Here is a 16,115-nt window from a genome sequence, read left to right as displayed (position 1 = left end):
GCATTTTTTCGATTCATGCCCGTGCCGCCGCAGTATATTGGGGAAAACGCAGAAGCTGCATCGTGAAGGCTTCCGGGGTATGCACTTGCCCCATGATGTCCAACCCCCGCACGCGCTCCCGGGAAAGGGCATCGGGATTCTGCAGCAGGACGCGGATACGCGTCACATAGCCGTCGATATCATCAAAGCGCTCGAGCAGGAACCCGCTTTCCGCGGGGATGACCTCCTTGATTCCCCCAATATCGGGGGCCAGGACCGGAAGACCCGAAGCCTGGGCTTCAAGTATCACGTTGGGCAGTCCGTCCCATTGCGTGGTGTACAACATCAACGCATAGTTGGCCACCGGCAGGTTCTCGAAACCGTCATATGCGCCCCGCAGCGATACGTTTCTCATGGCCCCCAGCTTGTCCTTGATGTCGAGGATTTCCGGCGGCGTGGAGAGCGTGGGGACACCATAGACGTCGAAATGACAATCCGGCATTCGCGCTGCAATGGCAAGCAATAGGTCGGGACGTTTTTCGCGATCAAAGCGCCCTGCCCAAAGTATCTTCTTCGCCCCCTGGCTATCGAACTCAAAGCGCGGATTGCAAGGCTTCGGATAATGGAAACGCTCAAACAACTCGCGTTCGAAGCCAAACATGTCAACCAGCCGCTCTATGAAGACCTCGGTGTCTGTGATCACCTTCGAAAGGTAGCGATAGGACCGTTCCAGGGCACCTCCGTAGCCATATGGCTCCAGTTCGTCCGTGTAGTCGAAGCCGAACAACGAAGCGTATAGTCCCGATCCTTGCGACAGGGCGCGCCCGTACCGCGCATAGATCTCCCAGCCGACAGGACTGTTGACATTGTGAATGACCCGCGGGGCCAATTTGAGCAGCAACCGCGTCAACAGGATTCTCTGCGCGTCAGCGCTGAGGCGCGGCGCGAATTTGCCGAAGTCGATCAGCCGCACCTGCTCAGGAAGGCGGGACAACCACGGCGAGTCGGAGCTCTCCGTAGTGATCACGAGCACCTTTGCGCCAAATTCCCCGACCAGGTGCGAAATATGGTGCAGAGCCACGAGATCGGCCCCGCCTCGCTTTAGCCACGGGAGTAGAAAGACATGGGAGACTTCGTCTCCCCCCACGGCATGCAGCATATCCCGGTAGGCGTCGCCAAGAGACGACGATGCACGGTACGTATGCCGGCGGGCATCCTTGAAAAACTGGCGCGAAGGGAACAGTTGCAACTCGTAAGCCGAAAGCGCGCGCATCTCGCTCACGATCCCCGATGGGAAGGGTTGCGGACGTAGTTCGCGGCGCTCGGCCTGCCCATGGAGCAGCCAATGGTGGAGACCTGACTCGACCAGGCCGCGACTGACAGAGTCTCTCACATCGTCGTTGCAAGCCAGGTATGCCTCTTCGTCCCAGGCACGCACGACCGCGCGTTGTTCAGCCGTCGGCAATAGCCGTCCCTCGGCGCGGCCGAATCGTTCCCAGTGGAATTTGCCGGATCGGAGTTGCCGGCCGCGGACCGCAGCCCGAACGTCCGCATGCACCGCCAGATAGGCCTCTTCGTCCCAGTCCCGGTCCGCTTGAGATTCCTGCGATGCAACTGGCAGACCGAGCGGTCGATCGAGCGCCATCAAGTCTTCGCTGTCGAACAAACTGGAGTGCCGAATCACCCTGCCTCGCTCAAGGGCTTCAGCATTCCGGCTTCCCGACGCTTTCAGCCGGATGAAGTGCGCAGTACCGGGCGCAACCACATGGACCAGACCCGCTGCAATCGCGTCGCAGTTCCAGTGCCAGTCCTCATATCCGAAACCGGACGATGGCGGTGTGGGCGCGTACGAATTGCTAATGAATACCTCGCGACGTGCAAAACAAAGTGCGGTCCAGGCGTTCTCGGTCAGCAATTGCCAGGAGCGGAAGGACGCGTCGCGCTGATCGGGATGCCGTGAAATCGTACGCTCGGCACCGAAATAGACGTTGTAATCGGGATGAACGACGAAAGACGGATTGGTGCGATTGAGCCGCAGTGCCTCAAGCAACCAGTCTTCCGAATAGAGATCGTCGCCATCCAGGATCGCGACATATTCGCCGCACGCGGCCTGAATCCCCTCATTGCGCGCCAGTCCGGGATCGCCATGCTCCGTATGCAGAATCCGGGTGCCAGCGGGCAGCCATTTGGATCGCTCAAGGTAGCTCAGGGTTTCATGATTGGCCCGGTCAGCCACCACCACCAGTTCAACCTTGATGCTGGCATCGCTGGCAAATCGGATCGCCCGGGCGATACTTGCCAGGGTCTTGTGGGCAAGCAGGCCTTCCGCATGAAAGGTGACTACGCACGAGATATCAACTGTCATGACCCGCTTCTACGTTCCGCTCTTAAGTATGGTGGCCACACGGGGAACGGAAGCCAGGCATCGCGTCCTGCCTCCGGCACCGCCTGGCGCTCTCCCCTCCCCGACGATTCGAATCAGTGGTTTGCCTCGTAAACCGGGAGCACTTCCTCGACCGTGCCGGCCATTCGAATTCGCCCGTGCTCCAGCCAGATCACCTTGTTGCACATCCGGCGAATCACTTCGTTCGAGTGAATCGCCAACACCACGATCTGGGCACGATTGTGCAAATCATGCAGACGTTCATTCGCCTTATCCTGAAACGAGGCATCGCCAACGCCAATCACCTCGTCCAGCAAGAGAATATCCGCATCGATTGCCGTCGACACCGCGAACGCCAGCCGCATGCGCATGCCGCTCGAATAAGTACGTAGCGGCAGGTCGAGCGCATCGCCAAGGTCGGCAAACTCGGCAATGTCCCTTTCCTTCCTGCGTACCTCTTCATCGCTCATCCCGAGCAGGAGGCCCCGCAACCGGATGTTCTGGTAACCCGTCGAGTTCTCGTCCATGCCGAGGCTGATATCCAGCAGCGGCACGGCCTTTCCTTGCCGTTCATAGGTTCCCGAAGTCGGGGCATAGATGCCGGCGAGCAGCCGCAGCAGGGTCGACTTGCCGGCGCCGTTGTGTCCGATCAGGCCGATGCGATCGCCAGCCTCTAGGCGCAGATCGATTCCATCCAGCGCCTTCACCACCACCACGCCGTTCGCTTCCTCCGCGAGCTTGTTCTTGCGCCCAAGGCGAAGGACTCGCTTCTTCAGAGACCGCCCCTGCACATCATAGATCGGCAACTCAAGGCCGACATTCCGCAGTTCAATGTACGCCATGCTTTAATTCCCTTCCGTCAGACCCAATACGGGATACGTTTGAGGTAGCGACCGGTCAGCCACATGGCCGCGGCCCAGCCAATCGCAGCCATGCCGGCGCTGACGCCCCAGGTCAGCAGCGTGGGTACCTCGCCCATCAGCGGCCCCCGTACCAGGTGCAACAGATAGGACAACGGGTTGAGATCGACAATCCAGGAGAATCTGACGAGCGAATCCGGCCGGTACATGATCGGCGTGACATAGAACGCCACCTGGAACAGGGACGCAATAATCTGCGGCAGGTCGCGAAATCGGGCTGAAAGAAGACCCGCGATCATTGCCATCCACATTGCATTGAGGACAAACAGAATGAACGCCGGTATGAACAGAGGCAGCACTGCCCAGTTCTTCACACCAAAAATCGCCAGCAGCGCAATCACGATGACGAAATTGTGGGCGAGGATGATCAGATTGCGCCAGACCACCTGCAGCACATAAAGAAGCTTCGGTGTTGCCGCCTGCCTGATGTAATGCGCGCTGTGGATGTAGACCGTCGACCCCTCATTGACAATCTGGGCGAGCAGAAACCACATGACCAACCCGACACTCAGGAACGGCAGATATTCGCGCAGCTCCTGGCCGAACAGGGTGCCGTACACGGCGCCGATGGAGGCGATCATCACCGCCATGCTGATAGTCAGCCAGAACGGCCCTACGGCCGAGCGGGCATAACGTTGGCGGATTTCAATCCATCCGAGTAAGGACCAGAGGCGCCACGATGAAAGGCTCTCTCTGAGGTCTGTAATAGCAATCGATAACATAAAAACTTTCAGCAAGGGTGAGCCGCCGCGACCGCCTTTGAGCATGCGGCGAGAATGATCCAGTTAATATGACAAAGAGCGCACCGGCGTCCGCCGGGTGTACCTATACCGCTCAGCCACGCTTTAACCTCCGCACTTTCAACACACGCCGGCCGAAGCGGATAAAGCGCCACGCATTGCGCATTACCAGCAAATGGACCGCCGTTACTGCGAGGAACGTCAGGAACAGCACCTGCTCCGAGACCCCCATTTTCCAACCGATAACCCCCACCATGCCCATCAGCGCGTTACTGAGCAGGAGAATCCACACGATGGAGCCATGACCAAGATTCAGCCTAAGCAATATGTGATGCAGGTGGGTCCGGTCGGCGGAAAGCGGGTTCTTGCCCTGAAGTGTTCGCCGAATCACCACGGCGAGCAGGTCGATCAGCAGGAATCCGGCGATCCACAGCATGATGACTGGCGGTGCGTTGCGGCCGGCATTGTAGACCGGCTGCGTCAACTCCACCGCAAACCAGACGATGCCGAAGCCGAGCATAAGGCTGCCGGCATCGCCGAGAAAGACGCGCCGTTTGCCCCGCAGCGGATTGCGCATATTGAACACGAGGAAACCCAGAATCGCACCGCAAAGGATCACGCAGATCCGTTGCGCCGCATTGTTCCCCAATTCACCGGCGACCACGGCCAGCCATCCAAAGATGATCAACGCAAGCCCGCCTGCGAGGCCGTCCATGCCATCACACATGTTCATGGCATTGACCACGGCGACGACCGCAAAAAGCGTCAGCGGAATACCCCAGTTGGCCAGTTCGATCTCGCGGCGACCGAACAGGTCGCCGAGTGAGGAAAGATAGACGCCCCCCCAGGAGGTCATCAGGATGGCGGCGAGCAGTTGCACGATCAGTTTCGTAAGGGGCGACATTCCCTTCAGATCATCCACCATGCCAACCACCGCCAGCACGGTGAGGCCGGCCAGCAATGCAACGTAGTAGCCCTGGCTTCGCATGAAAAGTAGCGCACCGGTCCACACGGCCAGCGTGATGGCAATGCCGCCCACGAGCGGGACGTCCCCCAGATGTCGCTTGCGGGCATCGGGGCGATCGACCAGTCCTATGGTCCTGGCCACGGGTCGCAGCATCACGATGCTCAGCGCGCTCACGATGAACACGAAGGAGGGTACCCAGAAGAAATCAAACATGCATGACCTTCTTATCGTGACCTGAGCCGGAAAGCCTGAAGCGCCAATATGTACCCGACCCAAACAGGCGAAGGAGGCTGGTAATGTGCCAGGCGAGGTATCGCCAGTTGCGGTGGCTGGCGCGCTGCGCATCATGGATGATCACGGAATCCTGCACCCACGAAACGTGACCGCCAGCAAGATGTATTTTCAGGCAGATGTCGACGTCTTCGCAGTACATATGAAATCGTTCATCGAAGCCGCCGATATCCCGAAATGTCTGCGCCTGGAAGACCAGGCACATGCCTGCCATCCAATCCACCCGCTGGATCATCCGTCTGGTCGAATAGTCCGGTGTCGATCGCCTGCGCCAGCGCCGTCCCACCAGCCGAAGTACAGATGGAACGCGTCTCGCACTGTCCTCGACATCGCCATCCGGCGCCAGTACGCGCGGACCTGCGACGCCCGGCAGACGTTCCACACAATCGAGCAAGGGCAGCAAGCTTTCAGGCTCTATCCTGACGTCCGGATTGATCACGCAGAAAAACGGGGCAGACGCATGGCGAAAGGCAGCGTTGTGGTTTTCTGCGAACCCTTGCGGCGACTTGTTGACGATCAAGGTGAGCTGGAAATTGTCGTCCCCATCGATCAGTGGCGCAGCCTCTGGCAGATTGAGCGTGACAATAACCTGCATCGGCAGCAAGGCGGAGGCCTCTTGCAATTGCAACAGCAAAGGCGCCAGCAGTTGTCCTTGGCCATGACTGACCACCGACACGGTAAGGCGCGGGCCCCGGAGGGGGGAGGCGAGCATGCGCGCCTCCTCAGAGGTGGATGACATCACGCACCATCCCCGCGAAGCCATCGGCGAACCGATGATATCCGCTCGCCTTGTATTCCCGCAGGATGCTGGTGACCCGGGAGGTGGGCGAACGCCCGAATCGTATGCGACGCTCAAAATGAGCCCTCGCTTCGTCAAGCAGCGCAAGCTTGTCGCCGTCGACTGCATTCGCGTTCACCAGCCGTTCGCGCAAGGCATCCAGGCGGCGCAACTTATACCGCAGGTGTTCGTCGCGGGGGGTACGGGCGACGCGCATCGCGTACAGAGTCAGGCGCGACACGGCGGTAACAGGTACACCGATCGCATTGGTCCCATGCTGGCGATACTGCGTCAGCTTGTCCGTCAGCATGGCCACTTTGGATTCGGCCGCCGCGCAAGCGGCAAGCCACTCATCGTGGATCCAGTCTTCCGGAAACGGCAGCGCCATGCCAAGCAATTCCCGGCGGAACGCCGCAGTGGTACCGGTAACGAGATTCCTGCGGCAATAGATCTCGAAAAAGTGCTGGCGCTGAACCAACGCCTTCTCACGGTCGGACAAACGCAATGCCTCGAACAAGGATTTACCTAGATCCTTGCCGTTCTCGTCAATCAGGGTCGCATCGGAATGTGCCAGCATCGTCGCTGGATCCGCAAAACGGGCAAGCAGCAGTTCGATCTTGTTCGGCAACCAGACATCATCCTGGTCAGCCAAAAACACGATATCAGTATCGAGCGCCCGAATCGCCTGCTCGAAATTCTTGGTGACCCCCAACCTGACAACATTCTGGACCAGGGTGACGCGGATGCCGTGCTCGGCTCGCACCGCCGACGCCCAGTCCTGCAGCTTCGTCCAGGTATCATCAGTCGAATGGTCGTCGCTGACCACGATGTGATCAGGCTTCCGTGTCTGAGCAACGATGGATTCGAGTTGGGGGATGAGAAACCTGCCTCCATTGCAGGTGCACATGGCTACCCCGCTGCTGAGGCGGTTGCCTTCGGGCCTGGTGCCCGAAAGCGATGCCAGGGCGGAAAATTCTGGAGGCATGGGTTGAATGACGGATCGTGTTGGTTCGGGTTGGAATTACCGGTATCCCCGGTAGTGATGCTCTTGCTGCTGCGTGCAGTTCAGGTAGCCGTGCCCCATGCCATCGGAGACTTACGAAGTCGGTGTGGCCGCAACAGGTGACTCGGCCTTTGCAGCTGGCAGGGCGAGGCTCTTGCCGTCGAGCAACGGATCGAGTTGATCAAGGCATCGTGCGAACGCACTTTGCCAGTCGACCGGAAGGACCGTGCGCGCAGCATTCCCGACCCGCTGCGCCTCAGTCATTTGCGCTGCGTGGACGATGGCGTCAATCATCGACTCCAGGTCCGGGGCCACGCAAAGAATGTTTTCGGAATAACGAGTCAGGTCCTGCTTCGGACCATATCTTGAAGTAACGACCGCAGCCCCCGCCAAAGCGAGTTCGAGAGGCGGGTAGCTAGGATGGGGAGCCATCATCAGAGACAAGGCGACGTCTGTCTTCAACTTGACTTCGTCGTACTCATCGAGCGAAAGCTTACCCAGATTACGAATGACCACGCCAGATTCGAGCTGAATGTTCGGAGCCGTCGTCTCGCCGGCCATCACAACATCCCACTCAGCCCCGCTGAGCAGATTGCGCGCAAAGACTTCGTTAAGGATTCGCAAGCCGAAATGGAACAGGTTTCTCTCGACGTTGGGGCGACCATAGAAAAATAGCGTCCGCTTTGCCTTGCCGGGCGAACCAGGGGAGCGACGGCCTGCCATGCGAGCCACTGCGGGCTCGAAGTGCAGGACAGGCGTATCGGGCGAAAGCATTCCGCTTTCGGTGATGCACTGCGCCATCAACTCGGTATTGCAGACCGCGACGAAGTTGGCGGACTGGTAACTTTGCTCTGCAAGCAGGCGCGCATCACTATTCGCATAGAAGATCGGCTCGTAGTCCTGCACAAGGTAGATAAACTTGCGGCGCAGCGGAAATTCGGCGGCGAGTGCCGCGTCCCACCAGGCACTGACGACAAGCTGGTCGGCAGGATGCAGGTCCAGATAGCCATAGTAGTTATGGCGACGCTCGGCCACACTCAGAACTTCAATGGCAGAAGCATCGATACTGATGTTGTACTTATCGAATAGCCCCTGCAACCGCGTAGCCTTGCCATTCACCACCGTCTGCACAATGCGCAGGCCCCGCGAAGTCTTCTGGCTCAGCAGCGCGCCAAAGATCAATGCTGTAGCAATGCCGCCGAACAGCGAAGAATCCGATAGCGTCGGCACTAGGACTACCACGGCTGGCCGGCGCCCGGCCTGCGGCAGGGCGGGCATTACCGGGGTCACGGAGGGATTGGCTGAGTAGTAGACCTCGGCAAATTGCCTGGCTCGGGTGACGCTCTTGTCCCCTGCCACCACAGGGCGTCCCTCGATCACGGCACTCAGCCGATGCTCCGTGTCGGACGCCGCCTGATAGAGCTTGTGCAGCCCTTTACGGCCGATAAAAACCAGGCGTCGTACGACACGCAGCAGGAATGTCTTTTTGCTCATTGATGAGAAATCTTTGAATCTACGTGGACGAAGCGATCCCCTCTTTCCGTGTCATAGCTTTCCAGGTATGACAGGTACGAGCGGTAGAAATCGTTATAGGGGATTGGCTTATGCGCCCGCGACTGGCTCTCCTTGTGAAGGATGAAACCAGAATCGGCACCCGCCATCACGGTTGCGTAACCGGCCTTCTCCAGTCGGATGCACAGATCCACGTCGCCGCCGCAAATGATGAATCTCTCGTCAAATCCACCCACGGCAGCAAACTTGTCCCGTTGCACGACAGTTACCGCGCCGGTCACCGCACTCAGACCAAGTTCGCTGCGAATGTCCGGGTGTAGTGAGCCATCGGCGCAGCTCTTGACCACATCTGAGAGGCGTTGGCCGACAAAAAGATGATCGGCAAGCCCGCCCGACACCAGATACACGCCGCCATGCTGGATCGTCTTGGCATCACCGTACAGTAGTACACAGCCCACAGCGCCCACCGCGGGGTCATGGGCTCGCGTCACCATGGTTTCCAGTAGCCCCCTGGATCGCTCTACCAGTTCGGTATCGTTGTTCAGGAAGAGCAGATCACTGCCGCACGAATGATCAACTGCCCAGTTGTTCAGTTTCTGGTAGTTGAACGGCTCGTCGTACACAAGCACGCTCGCATTGTCGTACTTTGCCAATCCAGCCCTGACTGCGTCGAGTTCAGACTTGCAGGAATTATTGCTGACCAGCAGAACCTCCCGGCAGTCCGGGCCAAACTTGTAAAGCGAGTCGACACACTGCAGTGTCATTTCCGCCTTGTCTTTGAACGGAATCAGAACAGATAGATCACACTGCATTTGCACTCCTGAATGCCCTTTCACTAACCTGCCGCCCCCTCCTCTCAGTCACCGCCTCAAGCGAACACTTCGGCGTGGCTCAGCGGGCTCGCGGCTTGGTCCTTCGCTGCAAGCAGCGGGGTAGCGTCAAGCGGCCACTGGATACCAATGCCCGGATCATTCCAAAGCAGGCTCCGCTCGAATTCCGGCGCATAGTAGTCAGTCGTCTTATAGAGAAACTCTGCCGAGTCTGAAACCACCAGGAAACCATGCGCGAATCCCTCCGGGATCCAGAGCTGGCGCTTGTTCTCTGCCGACAGGGTGACGCCGACCCATTTCCCAAAATTGGGGGAGCTCCGCCGGATATCCACCGCCACATCAAATACCTCACCGGCTGTCACACGCACCAGCTTGCCCTGCGGATTCTGGATCTGATAGTGCAGGCCGCGTAGCACATTGCGCGCCGAGCGTGAGTGGTTATCCTGGACGAAGCTGCGTTTGATTCCAGTTGCCTCTTCGAACGCTCGCTCGTTGTAGCTCTCGAAAAAGAAGCCTCGTGCGTCGCCAAAGACTTTTGGCTCGATGATCAAGACTTCCGGCAGTGCAGTAGGAATGACGGTAAGACTCATTTGATCGCTTCCGAAATAATTTGCTGCAGATATTTGCCGTAACCATTCTTCGCCAGCGGCGCTGCCAGCGCGACTACCTGCTCCGCGTCGATCCACTTGCTGCGGTAGGCAATTTCCTCCGGGCACGCCACCATCAGCCCCTGCCGGTTCTGCAGCGTGGCGATGAAGCTGGCGGCCTCCAGCAGCGAGTCGTGCGTGCCGGTATCCAGCCATGCATAACCGCGGCCCATGATTTCCACTTCCAGCTGCGTCATCTCCAGATAACGCTTGTTGACGTCGGTGATCTCCAGTTCGCCACGCGCCGAAGGCTTGATATCGGCAGCAATGTTACAGACCTGGTTGTCGTAGAAGTACAGGCCGGTCACGGCATAGTGGGAACGCGGCTTGGCCGGCTTTTCTTCCAGCGACAGCGCGCGAAAGTTCTCGTCAAACTCCACTACGCCATAACGCTCCGGATCATGGACGTGATAGGCGAAGACGGTCGCACCTTCCTGTTGCTTGGCGGAACGCGTGAGCTGGCTGACCAGGTCATGGCCATGGAAGATGTTGTCGCCCAGAATCAGCGTGGACGGATCATTGCCAATGAACTCGCGGCCGATGATGAAGGCCTGCGCCAGCCCATCCGGCGAAGGCTGCACCGCATACTGCAGATTGATCCCCCACTTGCTGCCATCGCCAAGCATGTCGGCAAAGCGCGGCGTGTCTTCCGGCGTCGAGATAATCAGGATGTCACGAATCCCTGCCAGCATGAGCGTGGACAGCGGATAGTAGATCATCGGCTTGTCATAGACCGGCAGCAGCTGCTTGGAGACCGATCGCGTGATCGGATAAAGCCGAGTGCCGGAGCCTCCGGCGAGAATGATGCCCTTGCGCATGATGTCTAGCTCAGGAAAAGATCTGGTCCAGCAGGTGGTGCACACCCTGCTGCCAGTCTGGAAGATGGATGCCGAAGCTCTGGCGCAGCTTGGCAGTGCTCAGGCGAGAGTTGGCGGGGCGCGGTGCTGGCAGCGGATATGCCGTGGTCGGGATCGCTTCGATGCGCGCCGGATCTACCTTCAGCGCGATGCCTTTGGCGGCGGCATAGCGCAGCACTTCGGTGGCATAGGCGTGCCAGGTGGTCTCGCCGGCAGCGGCGAGATGGTAGATGCCGGAGGCGAAGGCCTGCTTGTCACCAAACCACCAGTGCCGCGCCACAATTTGCGCGGTCACATCAGCAATCAACGCGGCCGTGGTAGGCGCACCGAACTGATCTGCGATCACACGCAGACTGTCGCGCTCGCGGCCAAGCCGCAGCATGGTTTTTGCGAAGTTGCCACCGTGAGCACCGGCTACCCAGCAGGTCCGGAAGACGAGGTTCGGTCCTCCGGCAGCGGCGATGGCCTTCTCTCCGGTGAGCTTGCTCTTGCCGTACACCGATTGAGGGTTCACCGCATCGGTTTCGACGTAGGCGCCCACCTTAGTGCCGTCAAAGACATAATCGGTCGAATAGTGCACCAGCAGGCTGCCAAGCGCCTTGGCCTCTTCCGCCAGCAGGCCTACAGCTGTGCCATTGACGGCATAAGCCAGCTCTGCTTCCGACTCCGCTTTGTCAACCGCCGTATAAGCAGCAGGATTGACGATGACATCAGGCCGGCATTCGCGCACCACGCGACGGATATCATCGGGGCGTGACAGGTCGCAGCCCGAACGGTCGAGCGCCACAACCTTACCCAGTGGCGCTAGGCTACGCCGCAGTTCGAAACCGACCTGACCGTTACTGCCGGTGATGAGAAAAGTGGGAGTGACGGCGTTACGCTGCATACTGCTTCGCCACCCAATGCCGATACTCCCCCGACATCACGTCCTGCACCCAAGCCTGGTTATCCAGATACCACTGCACCGTCTTGCGCATTCCGGACTCAAACGTCTCCGCCGGCTTCCACCCCAACTCACGCTCTAGCTTGCGGGCGTCGATAGCGTAGCGGCGATCGTGGCCGGGACGGTCCTTGACGAAGGTAATCTGGTCGCGGTACGAGCCGGCGGCCTTCGGACGCAACTCGTCCAGCAGATCGCACAGCGTGTGCACGACGTCGAGGTTGGTTTTCTCGTTCCAGCCGCCGACGTTGTAAGTTTCGCCGAGGCGGCCGCGGCCCAGTACTTCGCGAATTGCCGAACAGTGATCGCGCACATAAAGCCAGTCGCGCACGTTCAGGCCATCGCCATAAATCGGCAGCGGCTTGCCCGCAAGCGCATTGGCGATAATTAGCGGGATCAGCTTTTCAGGGAAATGATACGGGCCATAGTTGTTGGAACAGTTCGTCGTTAGGACTGGCAAGCCGTACGTATGGTGATACGCGCGCACCAGATGATCCGAGGCTGCCTTGGACGCCGAGTACGGGCTATTGGGCGCGTACGGCGTGGTTTCCGAGAACTGGGGATCGGTTTCGCTCAGCGAGCCGAACACCTCGTCAGTGGAGACGTGGAGGAAGCGGAATCCGGACTTGGCCGGTTCTTCCAGGCTACCCCAATAGGCGCGCGCAGCTTCCAGCAGCGTAAAGGTACCGACGATATTCGTCTGGATGAATTCGCCCGGGCCGTGAATGGACCGGTCGACATGGCTCTCCGCCGCAAAGTGCACGACTGCGCGCGGTTTGTAGGTAGCGAAAAGCTCGTCCAGGGCGGAGCGGTCGCAGATATCCGTTTGCGAGAACACGTGGCGGGGATCATCCTCTACCGACGCCAGCGTCTTCCGATTTCCCGCATAGGTGAGCTTGTCGACGTTGATGACCCCATCCGCCGATTTGTCGCCCAGCCATGCCAGAACGAAATTGGCGCCAATGAAACCAGCGCCCCCAGTGACCAAAATATGGGACAAAACTTGCTCCTTGCGTCGATATGTTTCGATGACCCGACAAAAGCCGAGCGCCCACCTTGTCCTCTCAGGGACGGCGGGGCGTTAAGTGCCTGCAGAAGTGGCGGTATTCTATCTGACTGAATGCACCAACTTACCTGCTCCCCCCCTCTTTTTGTTGCCTCATGTAACCGAGCGACGGTATATCGGTCACAAAACTACAAATAGAAGCGAAATAGTTGCTCAGATCCTTGATGACCAAACCCAACGTATCCTTTACACCACATTTCGCCATCGGCGACCTGCAGGGCTGCGCGCCGTCCCTCTCTACCCTGCTTCCCAGGCTCGGCGAGCAGCCTACCCTCCGCTTCGTCGGCGACCTCGTCAACCGCGGCCCCAAATCCCTTCAAACTCTGCGCACCATCCATGCCATGGCTCCCCGCGCCGAAACCGTCCTCGGCAACCACGACATCCACCTCCTTGCCGTAGCCGCCGGCGTCCGCAAGAAAGGCAAATCCGACACCCTCGACGACATCCTCGCCGCCCCTGATTGTGAGGACTTGCTCACCTGGCTCCGCCACCGCCCATTGGCCCTGCTGGAAAACAACTTCCTCCTAGTCCACGCCGGCGTCCTCCCCCAATGGACCGCCACCCAGGTCATCGACCTCGCCCAGGAAGTCGAAGCCCAACTCCAGGGCCCCAACTGGCAAGGCTTCCTCGCCGACATCTTCGGCAATACCCCCGACCGCTGGCACGACGGCCTGCGTGGCATCGAGCGGCATCGCGTGGTGGTGAATGCCCTTACCCGACTGCGCTATTGCACCGTCGATGGCGTGATGGACTTCAAGACCAAGGAAGGGCTCGGCAAGGCGCCGGACGGCTTTATGCCGTGGTTCGATGTGCCGGGACGCCGCACCGGGGATGTGACCGTGGTGTGCGGGCACTGGTCGACGCTGGGCCTGGTGATGCGGCCGGACCTGATGGCGCTGGATACCGGCTGCGTCTGGGGTGGCAAGCTGACCGCAGCGCGCATGGCGGCGGATCCGGCCGAGCGGACCGTGGTCCAGGTCGATTGCCCGCAATATTGTGATCCGCTGGCCTGAGGCGCAATCCCGCCTTGGCGGGGAGGGCAATCGCGCTAGCTGATGGCAGCGGAGGCTGCGACGGGCTCGGCGGCAGGCTGGGTCGGCTGGTTCAGGCGCTCGGCCGTTGCCACTGCCTCGTCACCGGCCCCTTGCGCGAGATGCTGCACGACCTCGCGGGCGGCGCCTGCCAGCTCGCGGCGGTCGGCGGACGCCGGTGCCAGCGGCGGGCCAATGACCACCCGCGCCTTGATGCGCGGGGCGCGCAGGACGGCGTTCAGCGACTGCAGCAGCGTGGTGTCGTCGATGTAGGCAGCCGCCAGCGTCGGCTGGCCGGTGGCCGCGTCCAGGTAGTTCAGTCCGACCGGCTGCACCGGCAGGCCCCCGGAGATCGGGGCTTGCATCAGGTTGGCGTGAAACGGCAGCACCCCGGTACCGTCGGTGGTGGTCCCTTCGGGGAACACGCCGACGAGGTCGCCCTGCAGCATGACGTCGGTGATGTCGTGCAGGACGCGGTGCGCGTCGCGCTTGCGCGCGCGTTCGATGAAGATGGTGCCGGTCTTGTCACATAGCCAGCCGATCAGCGGCCAGCTCCGGATCTCGGACTTGGCAACGAACCGTACCGGCTGCCAGCTATGAATCACATAGATATCCAGCCACGAGATATGGTTGGACACCACCAGCGCGCCCTGGCGCGCGGCGCCGTGCGGGGCCGCGCCGCGGACATCGACGACCTCGACCTCCACCCCGCAGATGCGCAGCAACCGCCGCGACCAGCGCCGGATGTGCCAGGCGCGCGAACGCGCGCCCAGCCACGGGAACAGCACCGCGCAGGTTAGCAGCCCGCGCAGCAGGTGCAGCACCAGCGCGGTCTTGCGCAGCCAGATCATGCGTTGGCGTGGTTGCCGTTACCGTTGCCGCCGCCGTTGCCGTAGACGATCTGGCCGCCGACCAGCGTCATCCGCACCTTGCCTTCCATCTCGTAGCCGAGCCACGGCGTGTTCTTGCCCTGGCTCTTGAGCGAGCGGCGCTCGACCTTCCACACCTGCTTCGGATTGAACACGCAGACATCGGCGGGGGCGCCGGCGGCCAGCGTGCCGGCCTTCAGGCCGCTCAGGCGCGCGGGCTCGGAGGTGATGCGGGCCAGCGCCTGTGCCAGCGGCACCTTGTGTTCGGCGGCCCAGCGCAGGGTCAGCGGCAGCAGCAGTTCCAGGCCGGTGGCGCCGGGAGTGGCTTCGGCGAAGGGCAGCAGTTTCTCGTCGTCGTCCACCGGGGTGTGGTCGGAGCACAGCGCGTCGATGGTGCCGTCGGCCAGCGCCGCGACGATGGCGTCGCGGTCGCGGGTGCTGCGCAGCGGCGGCGAGAAGCGCATTTGCGAATTGAAGTAGCCGATATCCATGTCGGTCAGCGAGACGTGGTGGATATTGACGTCGCAGCTGACCGGCAGGCCTTCGCGCTTGGCCTGGCGCACCAGCTCCAGCCCGGCGGCGGAGGACAGGCGGCACAGGTGCACGCGGGCGCCGGTGGAGCGCATCAGTTCGAAGATGGTGTGCAGCCGCACGGTCTCGGCGATCACGGATACGCCGGACAGGCCGAGGCGCGACGCCACGGGGCCGCTGGCGGCCACGCCGCCGCCCAGGAACGGGTCTTCCGGGCGCAGCCAGACGGTGAAGCCGAAGGTCTGCGCATATTGCAGCGCGCGCAGCAGCACCTGGGTGTTGCGCACCGGCTGCTCGGCCTGGCTGAAGCCGACGCAGCCGGCCTCGGTCAGCTGGTTCATTTCGGTCAGGACTTCGCCCTTCAGCCCCAGTGTCAGCGCGCCCAGCGGGTAGACGTGGGTCTGGTTCAGCGTGCGGGCGCGGAACTTGAGCATCTCGACCAGGCCCGGCTCGTCCAGCACGGGGTCGGTATCGGGCGGACAGATCAGGCTGGTGACGCCGCCGGCGGCGGCCGCGGCGACTTCGGATTCGAGGGTGGCCTTGTATTCGTAGCCGGGCTCGCGCAGGCGCGCGGACAGGTCGACCAGGCCGGGGCACACGATCAGGCCCTTGGCGTCGATCACCTTGTTGGCGGTGAAGTCCGCCGGGGCGTTGCCGACGCCGACGATCTTGCCGGCGGCGAGGTAGAGGTCCTGCACGGCATCGGTGTTGCTGGCCGGGTCGATCAGGCGGCCGCCCTGGATGTGAATCTTCATAGCGTGGCTTGTCGTA

General features: G+C 60.9%; 15 protein-coding genes. 1 reads left to right on the top strand and 14 read right to left on the bottom strand.

Going from position 1 to position 16,115, the window contains the following annotated elements:
* Positions 1 to 13 precede the first annotated feature (13 nt).
* From ACAD63_RS04240 to rfbB, 12 genes are all read right to left on the bottom strand, one after another.
* Positions 14 to 2,344 (bottom strand): glycosyltransferase, encoded by a 2,331-nt coding sequence (locus ACAD63_RS04240; RefSeq protein WP_434033468.1) that lies wholly within the window; start codon positions 2,342 to 2,344, stop codon positions 14 to 16.
* A 113-nt stretch (positions 2,345 to 2,457) separates the two neighbouring features.
* On the bottom strand, positions 2,458 to 3,204 hold the full coding sequence (locus ACAD63_RS04235; protein WP_434033467.1) for an ABC transporter ATP-binding protein: 747 nt from the start codon (positions 3,202 to 3,204) through the stop codon (positions 2,458 to 2,460).
* A gap of 17 nt (positions 3,205 to 3,221) precedes the next feature.
* The gene (locus ACAD63_RS04230) at positions 3,222 to 4,004 is read right to left on the bottom strand and encodes an ABC transporter permease (RefSeq protein ID WP_434033963.1); all 783 of its coding nucleotides are present in this window, start codon (positions 4,002 to 4,004) and stop codon (positions 3,222 to 3,224) included.
* Between the two features lie 112 nt (positions 4,005 to 4,116).
* The gene (locus tag ACAD63_RS04225; protein ID WP_434033466.1) at positions 4,117 to 5,202 is read right to left on the bottom strand and encodes an undecaprenyl/decaprenyl-phosphate alpha-N-acetylglucosaminyl 1-phosphate transferase; all 1,086 of its coding nucleotides are present in this window, start codon (positions 5,200 to 5,202) and stop codon (positions 4,117 to 4,119) included.
* The gene (locus ACAD63_RS04220; RefSeq protein WP_434033465.1) at positions 5,195 to 5,992 is read right to left on the bottom strand and encodes a glycosyltransferase; all 798 of its coding nucleotides are present in this window, start codon (positions 5,990 to 5,992) and stop codon (positions 5,195 to 5,197) included. The genes ACAD63_RS04225 and ACAD63_RS04220 overlap by 8 nt, the downstream gene beginning before the upstream one ends.
* Before the next feature lie 10 nt (positions 5,993 to 6,002).
* Positions 6,003 to 7,043 carry a glycosyltransferase family 2 protein gene (locus tag ACAD63_RS04215; protein WP_434033464.1) on the bottom strand — a complete coding sequence of 347 codons (1,041 nt, stop codon included), beginning with the start codon at positions 7,041 to 7,043 and terminating at the stop codon, positions 6,003 to 6,005.
* 111 nt (positions 7,044 to 7,154) lie between these two features.
* A complete protein-coding gene (locus ACAD63_RS04210; protein ID WP_434033463.1) occupies positions 7,155 to 8,555 on the bottom strand; it encodes a rhamnosyltransferase WsaF family glycosyltransferase in 1,401 nt (466 codons plus the stop codon).
* Positions 8,552 to 9,385: a glycosyltransferase gene (locus ACAD63_RS04205; RefSeq protein WP_434033462.1), complete on the bottom strand. Its 834-nt coding sequence runs from the start codon at positions 9,383 to 9,385 to the stop codon at positions 8,552 to 8,554. The genes ACAD63_RS04210 and ACAD63_RS04205 overlap by 4 nt, the downstream gene beginning before the upstream one ends.
* A gap of 56 nt (positions 9,386 to 9,441) precedes the next feature.
* The gene (rfbC, locus tag ACAD63_RS04200) at positions 9,442 to 9,993 is read right to left on the bottom strand and encodes a dTDP-4-dehydrorhamnose 3,5-epimerase (RefSeq protein WP_434033461.1); all 552 of its coding nucleotides are present in this window, start codon (positions 9,991 to 9,993) and stop codon (positions 9,442 to 9,444) included.
* The gene (gene rfbA, locus ACAD63_RS04195) at positions 9,990 to 10,868 is read right to left on the bottom strand and encodes a glucose-1-phosphate thymidylyltransferase RfbA (RefSeq protein ID WP_434033460.1); all 879 of its coding nucleotides are present in this window, start codon (positions 10,866 to 10,868) and stop codon (positions 9,990 to 9,992) included. The genes rfbC and rfbA overlap by 4 nt, the downstream gene beginning before the upstream one ends.
* Before the next feature lie 10 nt (positions 10,869 to 10,878).
* On the bottom strand, positions 10,879 to 11,793 hold the full coding sequence (gene rfbD / locus ACAD63_RS04190) for a dTDP-4-dehydrorhamnose reductase (protein WP_434033459.1): 915 nt from the start codon (positions 11,791 to 11,793) through the stop codon (positions 10,879 to 10,881).
* On the bottom strand, positions 11,783 to 12,847 hold the full coding sequence (rfbB, locus tag ACAD63_RS04185) for a dTDP-glucose 4,6-dehydratase (protein WP_434033458.1): 1,065 nt from the start codon (positions 12,845 to 12,847) through the stop codon (positions 11,783 to 11,785). The genes rfbD and rfbB overlap by 11 nt, the downstream gene beginning before the upstream one ends.
* Positions 12,848 to 13,077: 230 nt before the next feature.
* Between rfbB and ACAD63_RS04180 the strand changes: the two genes are divergently transcribed.
* Positions 13,078 to 13,926 carry a symmetrical bis(5'-nucleosyl)-tetraphosphatase gene (locus ACAD63_RS04180; RefSeq protein WP_434033457.1) on the top strand — a complete coding sequence of 283 codons (849 nt, stop codon included), beginning with the start codon at positions 13,078 to 13,080 and terminating at the stop codon, positions 13,924 to 13,926.
* 35 nt (positions 13,927 to 13,961) lie between these two features.
* Here ACAD63_RS04180 and ACAD63_RS04175 read toward each other — a convergent pair whose 3' ends face one another.
* Together ACAD63_RS04175 and ACAD63_RS04170 are read right to left on the bottom strand one after the other, a co-directional pair.
* Positions 13,962 to 14,795 carry a lysophospholipid acyltransferase family protein gene (locus ACAD63_RS04175; RefSeq protein WP_195427267.1) on the bottom strand — a complete coding sequence of 278 codons (834 nt, stop codon included), beginning with the start codon at positions 14,793 to 14,795 and terminating at the stop codon, positions 13,962 to 13,964.
* Positions 14,792 to 16,099: a dihydroorotase gene (locus ACAD63_RS04170; RefSeq protein ID WP_434033456.1), complete on the bottom strand. Its 1,308-nt coding sequence runs from the start codon at positions 16,097 to 16,099 to the stop codon at positions 14,792 to 14,794. Before ACAD63_RS04170 ends, ACAD63_RS04175 begins: the two co-directional genes overlap by 4 nt.
* Between the last annotated feature and the right edge of the window lie 16 nt (positions 16,100 to 16,115).

It is taken from the genome of Cupriavidus sp. a3, from assembly GCF_051015765.1.
Classification (GTDB): Bacteria; Pseudomonadota; Gammaproteobacteria; order Burkholderiales; family Burkholderiaceae; genus Cupriavidus; species Cupriavidus oxalaticus_A.
The sequence above is the reverse complement of the archived record's forward strand: the minus strand, read 5'-3'. Positions and strand labels throughout refer to the sequence as shown.